The organism is Flavobacterium sp. WC2421 (assembly GCF_040822115.1).
Taxonomy (GTDB): Bacteria; Bacteroidota; Bacteroidia; order Flavobacteriales; family Flavobacteriaceae; genus Flavobacterium.
In genome coordinates, this window is the sequence record NZ_CP162004.1 from 1,158,051 (window position 1) to 1,173,832 (window position 15,782).

Here is a 15,782-nt window from a genome sequence, read left to right on the forward strand (position 1 = left end):
TTATAATGGCATTAGACTCAAAAATTCCAAGTGGTTCGATTTCGGATAAATGGACAGATTATAAAGATCATATTAATTTAGTAAATCCTGCAAACAAGCGTAATTTAGATGTTATCGTTGTTGGAACAGGACTAGCTGGAGGTTCTGCTGCTGCAACATTAGCAGAATTAGGATATAACGTAAAAGCTTTTTGTTTTCAAGATTCACCTCGTCGTGCGCACTCTATTGCAGCACAAGGAGGAATCAACGCAGCGAAAAACTATAAAGGAGACGGAGATTCTGTTTTTAGATTGTTTTATGACACTGTAAAAGGAGGAGATTACCGTGCTCGTGAGGCAAACGTACACCGTTTGGCTGAAGTTTCTACTAATATTATTGACCAATGTGTGGCTCAAGGAGTTCCATTGGCACGTGAATATGGTGGATTGCTTGACAACCGTTCTTTTGGTGGAGCCTTAGTTTCTCGTACATTTTATGCACAAGGACAAACAGGACAACAATTATTATTAGGTGCTTATTCAGCAATGAACCGTCAAATCGGTCGTGGAAAAATAAAAATGCACAACCGTCACGAAATGCTAGATATAGTAATCGTAAACGGTAAAGCAAGAGGGATTATCGCTCGTAACTTGATTACAGGTGAAATCGAAAGACATTCTGCTCATGCAGTTGTTATTGCTTCTGGAGGATACGGAAACGTATTTTTCTTGTCAACAAATGCAATGGGGTCTAATGCTACTGCAGCTTGGAAAATCCATAAAAAAGGAGCGTACTTCGCAAACCCTTGTTACACACAAATTCACCCAACATGTATTCCAGTTTCTGGAGACCACCAATCAAAATTAACGTTGATGTCGGAGTCTTTGCGTAATGATGGACGTATCTGGGTTCCTGCAAAAATCGAAGATGCTAAAGCAATTCGTGAAGGAAAGAAGAAAGCCAAAGATTTAACGGAGGCAGAAAGAGATTATTACTTAGAAAGAAGATATCCAGCATTTGGTAACTTAGTTCCTAGAGATGTTGCTTCTCGTGCAGCTAAAGAAAGATGTGACGCAGGTTTTGGAGTAAACAAAACAGGTGAAGCGGTTTATTTAGATTTTGCAGCAGCAATTCAACGTTACGGAAAAGAGCAAACCTATGTAAAAGGACTTGATTCTAATGATAATGCGCTTGTAACTAAATTAGGTACTGAAGTTGTAAAAAGTAAATACGGGAATTTATTCCAAATGTATTATAAAATTGTAGATGAAGATCCTTATACTTCACCGATGATGATTTACCCAGCGGTACACTACACAATGGGTGGAACATGGGTTGATTATAACTTGATGACTACAATTCCAGGTTGTTTCTCTATTGGAGAATCAAACTTCTCAGATCACGGAGCGAACCGTTTAGGAGCTTCCGCTTTGATGCAAGGTTTAGCTGATGGATATTTTGTATTGCCTTACACAATTGGTGATTACTTATCTCCAGATATTAAAATGGGACCGATCTCTACTGATTCTCCAGAATTTGAAGCTGCAGAAAAAGGGGTAAAAGACCAAATTGTGAAATTCATGAACAACAACGGAACACATTCTGTTGACTATTTCCACAGGAAATTAGGAAAAATTATGTGGGACAAAGTAGGGATGGCTCGTAATGCTCAAGGATTGAACGAAGCAATTACTGAAATTGCTGCTTTACGTGAAGAGTTTTACAAAGATGTTAAAGTACCAGGAACGGATAAAGGTTTCAACCAAGAACTAGAAAAAGCGACTCGTGTTGCTGATTTCCTTGAACTAGGTGAATTATTCGCAAAAGATGCATTACACCGTAACGAATCTTGTGGAGGTCACTTTAGAGAAGAGTATCAAACGGAAGATGGTGAAGCAAAACGTGATGACGAAAACTTCGCATACGTTGCTGCTTGGGAGTACAAAGGGAAACCAAGTGACGCTGTATTACATAAAGAAGATTTGGTATTTGATGCCGTTAAACTAGTTCAAAGAAATTACAAATAGCAATTAGTCGAAAGGCAAAAGTCTTACAGTCAAATGACTCCATGTCAAGCGACTTTCGACTTTCGACTTTATGACTTTCAAACTAAAATAGTATGAAACTTACATTAAAAATATGGCGTCAAAAAAACGCCCAAGATAAAGGAGCAATGGTTGATTATCAAATCGACGGAATTGAGCCAGATATGTCTTTCCTTGAAATGCTAGACGTTTTCAATGAAGATTTAATGAGTAAAGGGGGTGAGCCAGTTGCATTTGATCACGATTGTCGCGAAGGAATTTGCGGGATGTGTTCTTTGTATATCAACGGTGAAGCACACGGACCAGATAGAGGAGTAACCACTTGTCAATTGCACATGCGTATGTTCAAGGACGGTGATACTATTACTATTGAACCTTTCCGTGCAGCTGCTTTCCCAGTAGTAAAAGATTTAGTAGTTGACCGTAGCTCATTTGATAGAATCCAACATGCAGGAGGATTTATATCAGTGAATACTTCAGGAAACACTATCGATGCCAATACCATTCCAATCAACAAAGAGGATGCTGATAAAGCATTTGATGCTGCAGCTTGTATTGGTTGTGGAGCTTGTGTTGCGACTTGTAAAAACTCATCAGCAATGTTATTCGTAGCAGCCAAAGTTTCTCAATATGCGTTATTACCACAAGGGAAAATTGAAGCAGTTGATCGTGTATTAAACATGGTGCACCAAATGGATGCTGAAGGTTTTGGTAACTGTACAAACACTGGAGCATGTGAGGTTGAATGTCCTAAAGGAATTTCTTTAGAGAACATCGCTCGTATGAACAGAGAGTACATGTCAGCAAGTTTAAAAGGATAATAATCCAAAATATTCTTTGTCAGTTCGAGCGCAGTCGAGAACACGCAAAGAATCTACATTTTAAAAAACGCATTCATTCATTTGGATGCGTTTTTGTTTTTTGGGGTGTCCTCCGCAAAAGCTCCGGTCGGGCTATGCGTTGCAATCTTTTATTTCATTGCATTTCATAAAAGGATTTCCACTGCTATCCCTCACCCGAGAAAGAACAAAGAGGAGAGAAAAAACAATATACTTTATTAAAAATTCAGTACTCATTTGTAGTAAATTATTTGTTATATTTGATTGAGATGATATAACAAATAAGCAAACGAACCTTCGCTTATAAGATCTAAATTGGATGTAAAGGAGCAAGTTTGCAACTAGTATAAATAAGTTAGTTACTATTGCCAAAAAAACAAACTTCAAAAATGGAACAATTTGATAACGAAGTTTTAAGCCTTTTAGAAGAATTAAAACAGAAACACGATATAAGATTCGAAACACACGACGAGAATTATTGTGGTGTTTCTCAACAAAACAATACAGCTACCGTTTTCTATAATCCAAAGCAGTTTAACAATGCATCAATAGCGCATGAACTTTTACATGTTTGGTTGAGCAAATTTGAATATCATGTTGGAAGTCATATCTATTTGATGTGTTTATCTGATCCGAAATTATCAAAAATCATGACGAAATTTTTGTGCGATTATATTGAAAACCTTTTCGATCATAATAAGATGTACCCAAAATATAAAGAAATGGGATATTCGGATGAAGATTTTATAGTAAATGGTTTAGAACAAAAATGTTCAATTTCTGATATTAAACAACTTTCATTATCTTTTCTAAATGTTTATAACGCAAATTCGATTAATAGATTTATTGGATATTTGCTATCAATTTACGCCGACCATGTTTTTCACGATTATCTTGAACATCTATCTTTGCTAAAAAATAAAAATGCTGAACTTTTTAAAATTGTAACCGTGTTTTGGAATCGTTGGCTGATTTTTGATGTTACAGTTATAGATCCAATTTTTAATTCGTCATATGAAATCTCAAATTCCTTTCTTGATGAAATGGAAACTTGGGTTGCAAATAAAAAGATAAAGTAAAGGCAAAGCCTCCAGACTTTGCGCCTGTAACAATGAGAAGAAAACACAAGTCGGCGGACTAAAACAGCATAATTTTTTTTGATTAAATTTGGGTCTAAATTTCAGATTGAAGTTAGTATAGTGTATTTAAATACGGGTACAAAGTGGTGAGACTTTGCATAGTAAGAAAATATTGAAAAGTTAAATAAACGTGTGAAGCTAAATTAAAACAACTATATAGAAAATGAATCAGCAAAAAATTGAACAAGTTAAGAAGATATTAACGCACTGGAACCCTTTAGGAGACGCTAAACATAGGGTGACTGATTTAAATGACTATGAAACAGAAGTTGAAGATATTATTTTTGGACTTTCAATAGAATATGATTTTCCAGAAAAAGACATTACAATACAGCAGTTGTCTATAATCACTAAAGAAGTTTTGAATCAAGCTTTTAATTTGTATTTAACCAACTCAGAATGTGATGCCTATTCTGAAAAAATATTAAAAATTCTTAAATAGAAATAAATCGCATTTTCGTTTAGCCTTAAACACTCCTATTTTATAACTTAAAAAAAACCCGCTGTCCGAAGTGTTTAGTTTGTCGGTGCGTGCTGCGCAAAGTCTCCCAACTTTATGCCTACAACAAGGAGCAGGAAATACAAATCGACAAACTAAAATAGCATAATCTTTATTTAAACCCTTCTTTACTATCCGTGTAAATCCGTTTAAATCCGCGTCATCTGCGTCATCTGCGTTCCAATTTCACATGTCATAATTCACGATAAAACACCATCATCTGTATTTCATTTTTTAGTAACTTTATAAAATGAAAGTAGTAGTAATACAGTCGGCCATAGTTTGGGAAAACCCAGATGCAAACAGAACTTATTTTGAAGAAAAAATCAATGCAATTGAGGATAGTATCAATCTCATTGTACTTCCTGAAATGTTTACAACCGGTTTTACGATGGAACCAGGCCAAGTGGCGGAGCCAATGAACGGCAAAACAGTGTTGTGGATGCAAGCTTTGGCGAAAGCCAAAAACTGCGCCATAACTGGAAGTGTTGTCATTGTAGAGAACTCAATTTTTTACAACCGCATGTTATTTGTATTTCCCTCTGGAGAAATACAGCATTATGACAAACGACATTTGTTTACACTCGCAGGGGAAGATAAAGTATACTCTAGAGGTGCTCAAAAATTGATTGTAGACTACCTAGGTTGGAAAATTTGTCCATTGGTATGTTATGACTTGCGATTCCCGGTTTTCTCTCGTAACGTAGAGGATTACGACCTATTGATTTATGTAGCAAGTTGGCCTAAAACTAGGATTAAAGCTTGGGATACTTTACTTGCAGCACGTGCTATTGAGAATATGAGTTATACTATTGGTGTAAATAGAATAGGGAACGACAATAATGGGTATGAATATGTAGGCCACTCACAAGCGCTAGATTACTTGGGAGAATCCTTGATTGAACCAATGGAACAGGAAGGTGTTTTTATAACCACTCTTGATAAACCTAAATTAATTGAAGTTCGTAAAAAGCTTAATTTTTTAAGTGATAAAGATAATTTTGAAATTATAAATTAAAAACTAGAATTTTTCTTGGGATCTATTTTCTTTTTTGGCTCAGGCGTATAAGGAAGGCTTACATCAAAAACTTGGTCTACATCCCAGTTGGCACGCACATCTATTTCTTTAGAAAAATAAACCACTTCTTCGGCGTATCTTTTTTCTAAATAATTACCAGCGTCATATTGTTTGTTTTTATTATCATCATAAATAATTCGAAGGGTAAATAATGCAGGGTCAAGTAAATTGAAGTCAACGACATTGTTTTTTTCAGAATATTCTGAAGCGATGACCTCTCCTTTTGCATTGGTAAGCTCCACTATTACTGGAAAATGCTTTACGTTTTGCAATTGTATACGAAGATTACCATATTCGGCAGTATTCTTTGTAGTTAGATTGTAGGTTAAGCTATCATTAGTTTTTTCATAAAAATCAGTAAGCGCACCTGGTAAAAGTGAAATGGTGTATTTTTCAGCAGGAGATTTTTTAAAATCAAAATATAGTTTTTGATTAAAATCATCATATTCGGTTGTGAAGTCTATTGCTGTAGAATCTTTGGCAATCAGCTTAATTTTTGAATTGTCAAATTTAATAAGCGGTATTGAGCTTTCTAAAGTGAATCGGTCTCTAAAATTCAATATCCCATTCTGCAAGGCAGATATGTTTAAAGAATCCTTTTTCTGATCTTTAACTTTCAACATGAAATTTTCTTGGTATTTCCCTTTGGAAACAGATAAAGCCAAAGAGTCTGCTTTTATAGGTTTATACCATATTTGTAAAGAATCTTTTTTTGGCATTTGTGTAATGATGGTTGGAATCACATCAGAACCTTTTTTAAGCGTGATTTGAGGTTTTGAGTTCTTTAAGTTTTGTTTGCCATTATAACCGAGTAATAATCGATTACCAGAAGCTTGACTAGGTTTTAAAGCTTTATAATCTAGTGTTTCTTTGAAGAGCTCCAACTCAAAAATGGAGTCGTTTGGGATAGTAATATATTGTTTTCTAAATCCTATTTTATCTTCTTTAGGGTTGAATTTATTGTTACTATTTTTATCTTTTAGAGCTACTAATAGATATTTTCCCGCTTTTAAATTTTCTAATCGAAACGTTTTTAAGCTATCTAAAGTATTAGTAACATATCTTGGAGTGTCTTTGTAGACAACCGAATCTTTAAAGCTGTCATTTACTTCATACAACATGACAGAGACAAAAGACTCTACTTCTTTATCGTAAGCATCTTTTATTTTGCCGCCTATAGCTAGTGAATCAATAAAATCTCCTGTAGAGAAGACATATTTAAATTGATTGTAAGGGTTACCTTCGTTGTTGTCAGCAATACTTTGACCAAAATTAAAACTGTAGGTGGTATTGGGTTGTAAGGTGTCTTTTATTTTTATGGTTAGAAACTTACTAGCAGTTGTAGGTAATATTAGAGGCTCCTGTTTCATAGGAGGTGAAATAATTAATTGCTTGTTTAGGTTTTTTAATTTTATGTTTTCGTCAAAAACTAATTTGATTTCATCGCCTTTAAAATTTGTGCTGAAGTTTTTTGGGAAGCTCATTGTTAAAACGGGAGCAATAGTGTCTTTAAGACCGCCTGTTATAGTTCCTCTTTTAGCACAATTGGCTAGTGATAATGCTAAAAGTATAAATATAATGAGTGTGCTATTTTTCAACATATAGAATTTGAATTTGATAATACAAAATAACAATTATATTTACGGTAATTGAAATTTTTATAGATTTATTATGATTGCCTAATTTGAATTGAAATAGAACGCTTTCATATGCTATAATGAAATAAGTTGTAGTTGTATTTTTGGGTAAAATTTTTTTGAGATTTTAATTAGTAAATTTGGAGTATTGTACAACAGGTTATACAAGATAAAGTTATTTAATAAAATTAGAGGAATGAGAAAAATTGAACATATTGGAATTGCAGTTAAAGATTTGGATGTATCTAATGCTTTATTCGAAAAATTATTTGGAGCTCCAGCTTATAAATCAGAAGAAGTGGCTAGTGAAGGTGTGATGACTTCTTTTTTTCAAAATGGCCCTAATAAAATCGAACTTCTTGCAGCTACAAACCCAGATAGTCCAATTGCTAAATTTCTTGAGAAAAAGGGAGAAGGCATTCATCATATTGCATTTGATGTGGAAGATATCGTTCAGGAAATTGCCCGATTAAAAAAAGAAGGCTTTATAGTGTTGAATGATGTTCCAAAAAAGGGAGCAGATAATAAAATAGTAGCCTTTTTGCATCCAAAAAGCACAAATGGGGTGTTAATTGAGTTGTGTCAAGAAATAAAATAATTTTAGAATTCTAATAATCAGTAGTTTTGAATTTTTATGGTTTTATAATTGCAATTATCTAGAAAACTAAGTAAAAAATATTTGGAGTAAAGAAAAAATAGTAGTAATATTGCAAACTCTAAACCGGTCCTATAGCTCAGCTGGTTAGAGCACCTGACTCATAATCAGGTGGTCCCTGGTTCGAGCCCAGGTGGGACCACATTAACCCTTCAAAATTATTATTTTGAAGGGTTTTTTAATATAGGCAAAAACCAGACTAGTTAAAATATCGTATCTTTATATGTTAAAGGAGATTGTATGTTATTTAAGGTTAAATAGATTTTTTTTTGTCAGCTAATTTACTATTTTTGAAGCCAATGAAGATTGTGTCAAACAAATTTTATATTTTATTCATTTTCCTATTTTGGATTATGGACCTTACTGCTGGCAATGGTGCTGGTTCAGGTCCACCGTCTCCGACTGGAAAAAAACCACCACCTCCACCAGGGCTTCCAATAGACGATAATATTATAGTTTTATTTATTTTAGCGCTATTATTTGGGATATATATTATTTATACAAATACGTTAAAAACGAAGACTTCAGTTTAATAGAAGCTCTTGTAATTTCATACAAAAAGCCCCGTCAAAATATTTTGACGGGGCTTTTTGTATGAAATTAATTATGTTGTTATGCTAGTAAATCTAGTACTAATGAGGGAAATAAACCTAAAGCAATATTCAAAACAATTGCAATTACCGCAACAGCATATATTACAACTGGCGTTCCTGTTCTTGTTTCATTAGCTTCTTTCGTATACATTGCAAGAATTAATTTAAAGTAGTATCCTACGCTTATAATCGAATTTACTACAGCAACTATTACTAAAGCAATATAACCAGCTTGAATCGTTTGATTGAATAAAACCATTTTTGCAAAGAATCCAGCAAAAATTGGAATACCCGCCATCGATAACAAGGAGGCAGTTAGAATTGCGGCCAATAAGGGATTAGTTTTTCCTAATCCATGAAAATTGGTGATATCTTCATTTTCGGTATTTTTACAAACATACAATATAACACTGAACGCTGCGATTCCTGCTAACGCATAAGCAGATGTATAATATAATAAGCTTCCTGCAGCATTTGTAGTGCTTAGTAAAGTCATCAACATAAATCCGGCATGTGAAATTCCAGAGAAAGCCAACATACGTTTTACATTTACTTGACGCAATGCCATAATATTACCAACTGTCATGGAAGCCATAGAAATGATTACAATTACGATTTGGAATGAAGGAGACAAGTCTGCATTCATTACTGTTAGTAATTTAAATAAGGTAGCGATAGCAACAATTTTTGCCAATGTACTCATTAAAGCAGTCGTTAAAGCAGGTGAACCTTCGTATACGTCAGGAGCCCAAAAATGAAAGGGTACAGCAGCAATTTTGAAAAACATTCCAATTGTTACTAATGCAATTCCAATAGGAAACCAAATTGGTAATTCAGCTGATCTTGACAATTCACTGATTTCAGTTACATCAAAAGTTCCCATAGCTCCGTAAATTAAACAAATACCGAACAAAATAATTCCTGAAGCAAAAGATCCCATTAAGAAATATTTCAATCCTGCTTCATTACTTTTGATACTTAATCTGTTGCTTGCAGCCAATATATAAAGAGCAATAGACAACACTTCTATTCCTAAAAAGAACATTGCTAAATTTCCAAATGAAACCATCGCTACAGTCCCTGCCAATAAAAAAACTTTAATGGCGATAAAATCAGATATCTTAGTTTGGTGATTTTCATAAAATTTATGACTCAATGCTACTAAGAAAATCGTTAGTATGATAAACAAACCAGTGAATGCTGTAGAAAACTTACTCACAATAATCATATTATTGTAATACGATTGTGGAGAATTAAATTCAGATATGTTCAGACCAAGAATGGCCAATAATCCAATAATTGTTATAGGAACAATGGCTTTTCTTAATTCGAAAATTTCAAATAAAAGGCATAAAACACCTAATCCTATTATAGCTATTAATGTATTCATTTTTTTTATTTGACTAGTTAATTCTATTAATTTGAGTTAAAATATTTTCCAAACTTGGAGTAATCAAGTCTGTAATTGGTTTTGGATACAATCCGAAAAAGAATAATACTGCAATGATAAGTACCAAAGCTAATCCTTCTTTTAAAGTTACATCAGCAAACACTTTTGTATTGGTTTCTCCTAACATTACTTGTTGGTACATTTTTAACATATAGTAAGCTCCTAGGATAATCGTTGTTCCGCCTAAAAGAGCAAACCAAACATTGATTTGAGATAAACTATATAAAACCGTAAACTCACCCACAAAGTTGAAAGTAGTAGGCAAGGCAACTGATGCCAATACTAAAATCAAGAACATGGAAGCAAATTTTGGTGATTGTGTACGAATACCACCCATTTCAGCAATGGTTCTCGTTTCATATCTTCTGAAGATTATTTCAGAGATAAAGAACAATCCAACTACTACAAATCCGTGCGCAATCATTTGTAAAACCGCACCTCGTAATCCGTCAATAGTCAATGTATAGGTTCCTGCTGCAATTAGCCCTACGTGTGCTAACGAAGAGTAAGCCAATAATTTCTTTAGGTCTTTTTGTCTTAAAGCGACAATCGATCCGTAGATTACTCCAGCGATTCCTAGAGCGATAAAGATGTTCATGTATTCTTTGGCTGCAAGCGGAGCAATTGGCAACTGCCAACGAATCACACTATATAATCCCATTTTTAACATGATACCAGATAGTAACATCGTACCTACAGCGGGTGCTTTTTGGTACACATTCGCTTGCCAAGTATGGAAAGGAATAATTGGAATTTTAATAGCATACGCTAAAAAGAACGCCAAAAAGATCCATAATTGTTCTGCTGCGGATAAATTTAATTTATATAAATCTTCGATTAAGAAACTTCCTGCTTTTTGATATAGATAAATAAAAGCAACAAGCATAAATAAAGAACCTGCTAAAGTGTAGATAAAGAATTTTACAACTGCTTTTTTACGCTCTTCAGCATCGCCATTACCCCAAATTAATGCGATAAAGTAGATCGGAATTAAAGATAATTCCCAGAAGATATAATATAAAAGTCCATCTGCTGCAAGGAAAGTTCCTACCATTGCAAATGACATAAATAAGATAAGAGCATAAAATGCTTTCGCATTTTTATATTCAGTACCAAATGAAGTGTAAATAATGATTGGTGTCAATGCTGTTGTCAATAAAAGCATGGCAATTGCTAATCCATCTGCCTTTAAAGCAAAAGAAACATTGGGTTGATTTATCCATTGGCATAAAAAGCTAATGTTTTCACCTAAATTATAATGGTTTAACAATACAATCGAACAGCCTAATGCTGCTATTCCAAAGAACAAAGCCACTTTTGAAGCTAGTTTATCACCAGCGATATAAGTTGCAAATGCGCCAACTAAAAGTATAATTAATATTAGAGATACATTCATAGTATAAAATTATTGAGCTAAAAATAAATAGGTTATGATGGCACAAATGCCTAATACAAAAACAAACAGATAACGTCCGATACTTCCGTTTTGTATTTTTTTACCTTGAAAACCTATTTCGTTGGTTACTTTTCCTAGACCGAAAACTAAAGACGATAAAGTAGTTTCTACATTATCTCTAAAGAATTTTGATAAACCGTTTATTGATTTTACAAATATAGAATCATAGATTTCATCAACATAGTATTTATTATAAAGTACTTTGGCAAATCCAGTAATTTGTGAATCTTCTTCTGGAACGCTATTTTGTTTAATGTATTTGGCGTAAGCAATCCCTATTCCAACTAATCCACCAATCACAGCAATTAACATCAAAGTGTATTCTGTTGTTCCAAAATGGTGTTCTTCAGTAGCTACTTTTGTAAATAATGGAGCCAAGTATTCGTTCAACCAGCTATTTGTAGGTAAACTAATTAATCCGCCTATAGTTGCTAAAATTGCTAGAACAATTAATGGGAACGTGATTAAAGAAGGACTTTCGTGTAAATGACTTTTTTGTTCAGCCGTACCTCTAAAATCATTAAAGAAAGTAAGGTATAATAAACGGAACATATAGAAAGCTGTCATTAAAGAAGCTAATGAAGCGATGAACCACAGTATTTTGTTGTGCTCAAAAGCAACCATCAATATTTCATCTTTCGAGAAAAACCCTGAAAAAGGAGGGATTCCTGAGATGGCTAATGAAGAGATTAAGAAAGTAATAAAAGTAATACCCATTACTTTTTTCAATCCACCCATTTTTCTCATGTCTTGTTCGCCATGTAACGCATGTATTACTGAACCTGATCCAAGGAACAAACAAGCTTTAAAGAAAGCGTGAGTGATGACGTGGAATACAGCTACTTCGTAAGCTCCTAATCCTAATGCCAAGAACATTAATCCTAATTGAGAAACGGTAGAGTAGGCCAGTACTTTTTTAATGTCTGTTTGAACCAAAGCAATAGTTGCAGCTACAAGAGAGGTAACGGCTCCTACAATGGCAATGATGTTTTGTACATCTGGAGCTAAATCGAAAACGAAATTCAATCTCGTAATCATAAATATACCTGCAGTTACCATCGTTGCAGCATGAATTAATGCTGATACTGGTGTAGGTCCTGCCATCGCATCTGGTAACCAAGTGTACAATGGAATTTGTGCTGATTTTCCACAAGCTCCTATGAACAATGCAAAAGCAGCGATAGAAATCCAATACATATTAAGATCAGTAGCACCTGTAATTGCAGTTTTTAAAGTAGCATAATCTAAAGTAGAAAACATAGATCCAATAATGAATATCCCGATTAGTAATCCAAGATCTCCAATTCTATTCATGATGAATGCTTTCTTAGCAGCATCATTGAATTCTTGATTTTTATGCCAGAACCCGATAAGAAGGTAAGAACAAAGTCCAACTCCTTCCCAACCGATGAATAATACCAATAAATTGCTTCCAATTACCAAAGTAATCATGAAGAAGATAAATAAATTCAAATAAGCAAAATACTTGTGCATGTTCTCGTCATCATGCATATAGCTGATCGAGTACATATGAATCAATGAACCAATACCTGTTACAAAAAGTAACCATAAAATAGATAATTGGTCTAAAAGAAAACCAAAGTCTACTTTGAAATTACTAATTTGAATCCAATCAAACAATTGAATCTGGATTGCTTGATGAGTTTGGCTAATCTGCATGAAAAAGTACACAGAAGCTGCAAATGAAGTTGCGACAGTTAATGTCCCAAGAATTCCAGAAGCCGATTTACCGATGCTTTTTCCGAAGAAAACATTAAATAAAAATCCTATAAAAGGAGCTAGTAATAAGAGTAAAGTTAAACTTGTATCCATTGAAATTTATCCTTTTAAGTTTTTTAAATTATTGATGTCAATTGAACCTAAATTTCTAAATATCGAAACTAGTATTGCTAATCCTACAGCAACCTCGGCAGCGGCCACGGCCATAGAGAAAAATACAAAAATTTGTCCTTGTGCATCTTGATGGTAAGTAGAAAAAGCAACAAACAAAAGATTGACAGCATTAAGCATAATTTCGATTGACATAAATACGATGATGGCATTACGTCTATATAATACTCCGAAAACTCCAATACTAAAAAGTATCACAGAAAGGAAGATATAGTTTTCGATGCCTATTTCATTTAAAATATTGTTCATGTTATTTCTCTGTTTTTTCTTTTTTAGACAATAGAACCGTTCCAATCATTGCTACTAAAAGCAAGATAGAGGCAAATTCGAATGGAACCATGTACTCATTCAATAGTACTTTTCCTAAAACTTTTATTGATTGGTAATCTTCACCAGTAAAGTCGTATTCACCAGTAATTGGTTTCGAGTTGATGAAAACAGCAAGTAGAACCAAGCAAATCAAACAAAAGGAAACAATAGCTCCTAAACGAGTGATTCTAGGTTTATGAACTTCATTTTCTTTATTCAAGTTCATTAACATGATCGTGAATAGAAACAAAATCATAATTGCTCCCGAGTATACTATGATATGAACTACTGCTAGAAACTGTGAGTTCAATAATAAATAATGTCCTGCAATCGAGAAAAAACAAACAACAAGATATAGCGCACTGTGAATTGGGTTTCTGCTAAAGATTGTCAAAAATGCAGTTGACAATGTGATGGCAGCTAAAACACAAAATATAATAAGTATAGTTGACATTAGTTGGCGTTTTTAAGTTGTGCATTTTTCATTGCGATATCTAATGGCATAACCAATTTATCTTTTCCAAAAATAAAATCTTCTCTTTCATAACTGGAAGGAACCAATACTTTTGAAGTAGTCAGGTAAATAGCGTCTTTTGGACAAGCTTCCTCACACAAACCACAAAAAATACAACGCAACATATTGATTTCATAAATCGAAGCATATTTTTCTTCACGGTACAAATGTTTTTCTTCCGGCTTACGTTCTTCGGCTTTCATGGTAATTGCTTCCGCAGGGCATGATAAAGCGCATAATCCACAAGCAGTGCAGTTTTCTCTTCCTTGCTCATCGCGTTTCAACATGTGTTGACCACGGTAAACGGGACTCATTTCACGTACTTGTTCTGGATATTGAATCGTAACTTTTCTTGTAAATAAATGCTTGATTGTAATCATCAAACCCTTGACAATTGCAACAATGTACATTCTTTCCAAAAAACTCATCTCTTTATTAGAGACTTGCTTTTTTCTTCCCGATAAGGATATGGCTTCTATTGACATTTTTTTATTTTTTATTTAAAGCTTCTTCCTGCTATTCGTTTCAATCTTTTATCCTGAACTTGTTTCAGGATCCTGAAACAAGTTCAGGATAAAAGGATTTCCACTGCTATCAGGGCTAGGCGTTTTTTTGATGCTATTTAAAATCCGAAATAAATGGCGATTTGATCTCTCAAAATCACAATTCCAGTGATTATAATATTGATGATTGATAACGGAATTAATACTCTCCAACCTAAATGCATCAATTGATCGTATCTAAATCTTGGAATAGTCCATCTTACCCACATGTAAAAGAAGATGAAGAAACATATTTTTCCAAATAAAACTCCAATTCCTATTACGTTAGCAATATTCACTCCCCAGTGTTCTACTGCCCAAGCCATTCCTGGATAGTTGTAAGCTCCAAAGAACAAAACAGCTATAATGGTAGAAGAAATAAACATATTTGCATATTCAGCAAATAGGTAGAATCCCATTTTCATAGAGGAATATTCCGTATGGTATCCACCAATCAATTCACTTTCGCATTCCGCTAAGTCAAATGGTGTTCTATTTGTTTCAGCAAAAGCACAAATTAAGAATATGAAAAATGATAATGGTTGGTAAAATACATTCCAGTGCATTCCGGGTTGTTGCGCAGCAATTTCTCTCAAACTCAATGTTCCTGTCATCATCAACAAAGCAATAATAGACAATCCCATAGCAACTTCATAAGAAATCATTTGTGATGCAGCACGAACCGCTCCCATCAAAGAGAATTTATTATTAGATGCCCATCCACCAATCATGATTCCGTAAACTCCCACTGACATTACACCAAATACATATAATAAGGCTACATCAATATCAGTCGCTTGTAAAATAATGTCTCTACCAAAAAGGTGAAACTTATCTCCCCAAGGAATTACTGCGCTGGTCATCAAAGCAGTACTCATAGCAATTGCTGGCCCTACGAAGAATAAAAATCTATTTTTTGTGTCAGGTTCAAATTCTTCTTTCGAGAATAATTTTAAACCATCAGCTAACGGTTGAAGAATTCCACCTTTACCAGCTCTATTTGGTCCAATTCTATCTTGAAGCCAAGCTGCTACTTTACGTTCAGCAAGCGTAGAATACATCGCCATTACCATTGTAATTGCAAAAACAACTAAGATGATGACACTTTTTTCTATAATTATAGTACTATCGATCAT

At 34.0% G+C, this 15,782-nt stretch carries 14 protein-coding genes and 1 tRNA gene; 7 read left to right on the plus strand and 8 right to left on the minus strand.

The window, feature by feature from the left end; translation table 11 throughout:
- Nucleotides 1-5: 5 nt before the first annotated feature.
- From AB3G33_RS04870 to AB3G33_RS04890, 5 genes are all read left to right on the plus strand, one after another.
- A complete protein-coding gene (locus AB3G33_RS04870; RefSeq protein WP_367773047.1) occupies nt 6-2,006 on the plus strand; it encodes a fumarate reductase/succinate dehydrogenase flavoprotein subunit in 2,001 nt (666 codons plus the stop codon).
- Between the two features lie 92 nt (nt 2,007-2,098).
- Nucleotides 2,099-2,845, plus strand: a complete 747-nt coding sequence (locus AB3G33_RS04875; RefSeq protein ID WP_367773049.1) for a succinate dehydrogenase/fumarate reductase iron-sulfur subunit — start codon at nt 2,099-2,101, stop codon at nt 2,843-2,845.
- Between the two features lie 407 nt (nt 2,846-3,252).
- Nucleotides 3,253-3,942 carry a hypothetical protein gene (locus AB3G33_RS04880; RefSeq protein ID WP_367773050.1) on the plus strand — a complete coding sequence of 230 codons (690 nt, stop codon included), beginning with the start codon at nt 3,253-3,255 and terminating at the stop codon, nt 3,940-3,942.
- Between the two features lie 223 nt (nt 3,943-4,165).
- Nucleotides 4,166-4,444, plus strand: a complete 279-nt coding sequence (locus tag AB3G33_RS04885; RefSeq protein WP_367773053.1) for a hypothetical protein — start codon at nt 4,166-4,168, stop codon at nt 4,442-4,444.
- Nucleotides 4,445-4,751: 307 nt separating this feature from the next.
- Nucleotides 4,752-5,519, plus strand: a complete 768-nt coding sequence (locus AB3G33_RS04890) for an amidohydrolase (RefSeq protein ID WP_367773055.1) — start codon at nt 4,752-4,754, stop codon at nt 5,517-5,519.
- Here AB3G33_RS04890 and AB3G33_RS04895 read toward each other — a convergent pair.
- A complete protein-coding gene (locus AB3G33_RS04895) occupies nt 5,516-7,180 on the minus strand; it encodes an Ig-like domain-containing protein (RefSeq protein WP_367773058.1) in 1,665 nt (554 codons plus the stop codon). The genes AB3G33_RS04890 and AB3G33_RS04895 overlap by 4 nt on opposite strands.
- A gap of 232 nt (nt 7,181-7,412) precedes the next feature.
- Between AB3G33_RS04895 and mce the strand changes: the two genes are divergently transcribed.
- Together mce and AB3G33_RS04905 are read left to right on the plus strand one after the other, a co-directional pair.
- Complete coding sequence (gene mce, locus AB3G33_RS04900) at nt 7,413-7,814, plus strand: methylmalonyl-CoA epimerase (protein ID WP_367773060.1); 402 nt, start codon at nt 7,413-7,415, stop codon at nt 7,812-7,814.
- Between the two features lie 125 nt (nt 7,815-7,939).
- Nucleotides 7,940-8,013 (plus strand) — tRNA-Ile (locus AB3G33_RS04905).
- A gap of 470 nt (nt 8,014-8,483) precedes the next feature.
- On the opposite strand, the gene AB3G33_RS04910 is transcribed toward AB3G33_RS04905, so the two are convergent.
- The 7 genes from AB3G33_RS04910 to nuoH form a co-directional block, all read right to left on the minus strand.
- Nucleotides 8,484-9,854: an NADH-quinone oxidoreductase subunit N gene (locus AB3G33_RS04910; protein ID WP_367773062.1), complete on the minus strand. Its 1,371-nt coding sequence runs from the start codon at nt 9,852-9,854 to the stop codon at nt 8,484-8,486.
- A gap of 13 nt (nt 9,855-9,867) precedes the next feature.
- Nucleotides 9,868-11,310 carry a NuoM family protein gene (locus tag AB3G33_RS04915; RefSeq protein WP_367773064.1) on the minus strand — a complete coding sequence of 481 codons (1,443 nt, stop codon included), beginning with the start codon at nt 11,308-11,310 and terminating at the stop codon, nt 9,868-9,870.
- 9 nt (nt 11,311-11,319) lie between these two features.
- Nucleotides 11,320-13,203 carry an NADH-quinone oxidoreductase subunit L gene (gene nuoL / locus AB3G33_RS04920; RefSeq protein WP_367773065.1) on the minus strand — a complete coding sequence of 628 codons (1,884 nt, stop codon included), beginning with the start codon at nt 13,201-13,203 and terminating at the stop codon, nt 11,320-11,322.
- A gap of 6 nt (nt 13,204-13,209) precedes the next feature.
- Entirely contained in the window at nt 13,210-13,530 is a 321-nt protein-coding gene (gene nuoK / locus AB3G33_RS04925) for an NADH-quinone oxidoreductase subunit NuoK (protein ID WP_007137055.1), read from the minus strand.
- Between the two features lies 1 nt (nt 13,531).
- The gene (locus AB3G33_RS04930; RefSeq protein WP_367756597.1) at nt 13,532-14,044 is read right to left on the minus strand and encodes an NADH-quinone oxidoreductase subunit J; all 513 of its coding nucleotides are present in this window, start codon (nt 14,042-14,044) and stop codon (nt 13,532-13,534) included.
- Nucleotides 14,044-14,589 (minus strand): NADH-quinone oxidoreductase subunit I, encoded by a 546-nt coding sequence (locus tag AB3G33_RS04935; RefSeq protein WP_367756599.1) that lies wholly within the window; start codon nt 14,587-14,589, stop codon nt 14,044-14,046. Before AB3G33_RS04935 ends, AB3G33_RS04930 begins: the two co-directional genes overlap by 1 nt.
- Nucleotides 14,590-14,726: 137 nt before the next feature.
- Nucleotides 14,727-15,779, minus strand: coding sequence for an NADH-quinone oxidoreductase subunit NuoH (gene nuoH, locus AB3G33_RS04940; RefSeq protein WP_367774093.1), 1,053 nt, complete (start codon nt 15,777-15,779; stop codon nt 14,727-14,729).
- Nucleotides 15,780-15,782: the final 3 nt, after the last annotated feature.

Bases quoted from the DNA above. Each gene is read 5' to 3' on its own strand.
- nuoK (WP_007137055.1), bottom strand. From the start codon at position 13,530: ATGAACAATATTTTAAATGAAATAGGCATCGAAAACTATATCTTCCTT.
- AB3G33_RS04930 (WP_367756597.1), bottom strand. From the start codon at position 14,044: ATGTCAACTATACTTATTATATTTTGTGTTTTAGCTGCCATCACATTG.
- AB3G33_RS04880 (WP_367773050.1), top strand. From the start codon at position 3,253: ATGGAACAATTTGATAACGAAGTTTTAAGCCTTTTAGAAGAATTAAAA.
- AB3G33_RS04910 (WP_367773062.1), bottom strand. From the start codon at position 9,854: ATGAATACATTAATAGCTATAATAGGATTAGGTGTTTTATGCCTTTTA.
- AB3G33_RS04890 (WP_367773055.1), top strand. From the start codon at position 4,752: ATGAAAGTAGTAGTAATACAGTCGGCCATAGTTTGGGAAAACCCAGAT.
- AB3G33_RS04875 (WP_367773049.1), top strand. From the start codon at position 2,099: ATGAAACTTACATTAAAAATATGGCGTCAAAAAAACGCCCAAGATAAA.
- AB3G33_RS04935 (WP_367756599.1), bottom strand. From the start codon at position 14,589: ATGTCAATAGAAGCCATATCCTTATCGGGAAGAAAAAAGCAAGTCTCT.
- AB3G33_RS04915 (WP_367773064.1), bottom strand. From the start codon at position 11,310: ATGAATGTATCTCTAATATTAATTATACTTTTAGTTGGCGCATTTGCA.
- AB3G33_RS04895 (WP_367773058.1), bottom strand. From the start codon at position 7,180: ATGTTGAAAAATAGCACACTCATTATATTTATACTTTTAGCATTATCA.
- AB3G33_RS04885 (WP_367773053.1), top strand. From the start codon at position 4,166: ATGAATCAGCAAAAAATTGAACAAGTTAAGAAGATATTAACGCACTGG.
- AB3G33_RS04870 (WP_367773047.1), top strand. From the start codon at position 6: ATGGCATTAGACTCAAAAATTCCAAGTGGTTCGATTTCGGATAAATGG.
- mce (WP_367773060.1), top strand. From the start codon at position 7,413: ATGAGAAAAATTGAACATATTGGAATTGCAGTTAAAGATTTGGATGTA.
- nuoL (WP_367773065.1), bottom strand. From the start codon at position 13,203: ATGGATACAAGTTTAACTTTACTCTTATTACTAGCTCCTTTTATAGGA.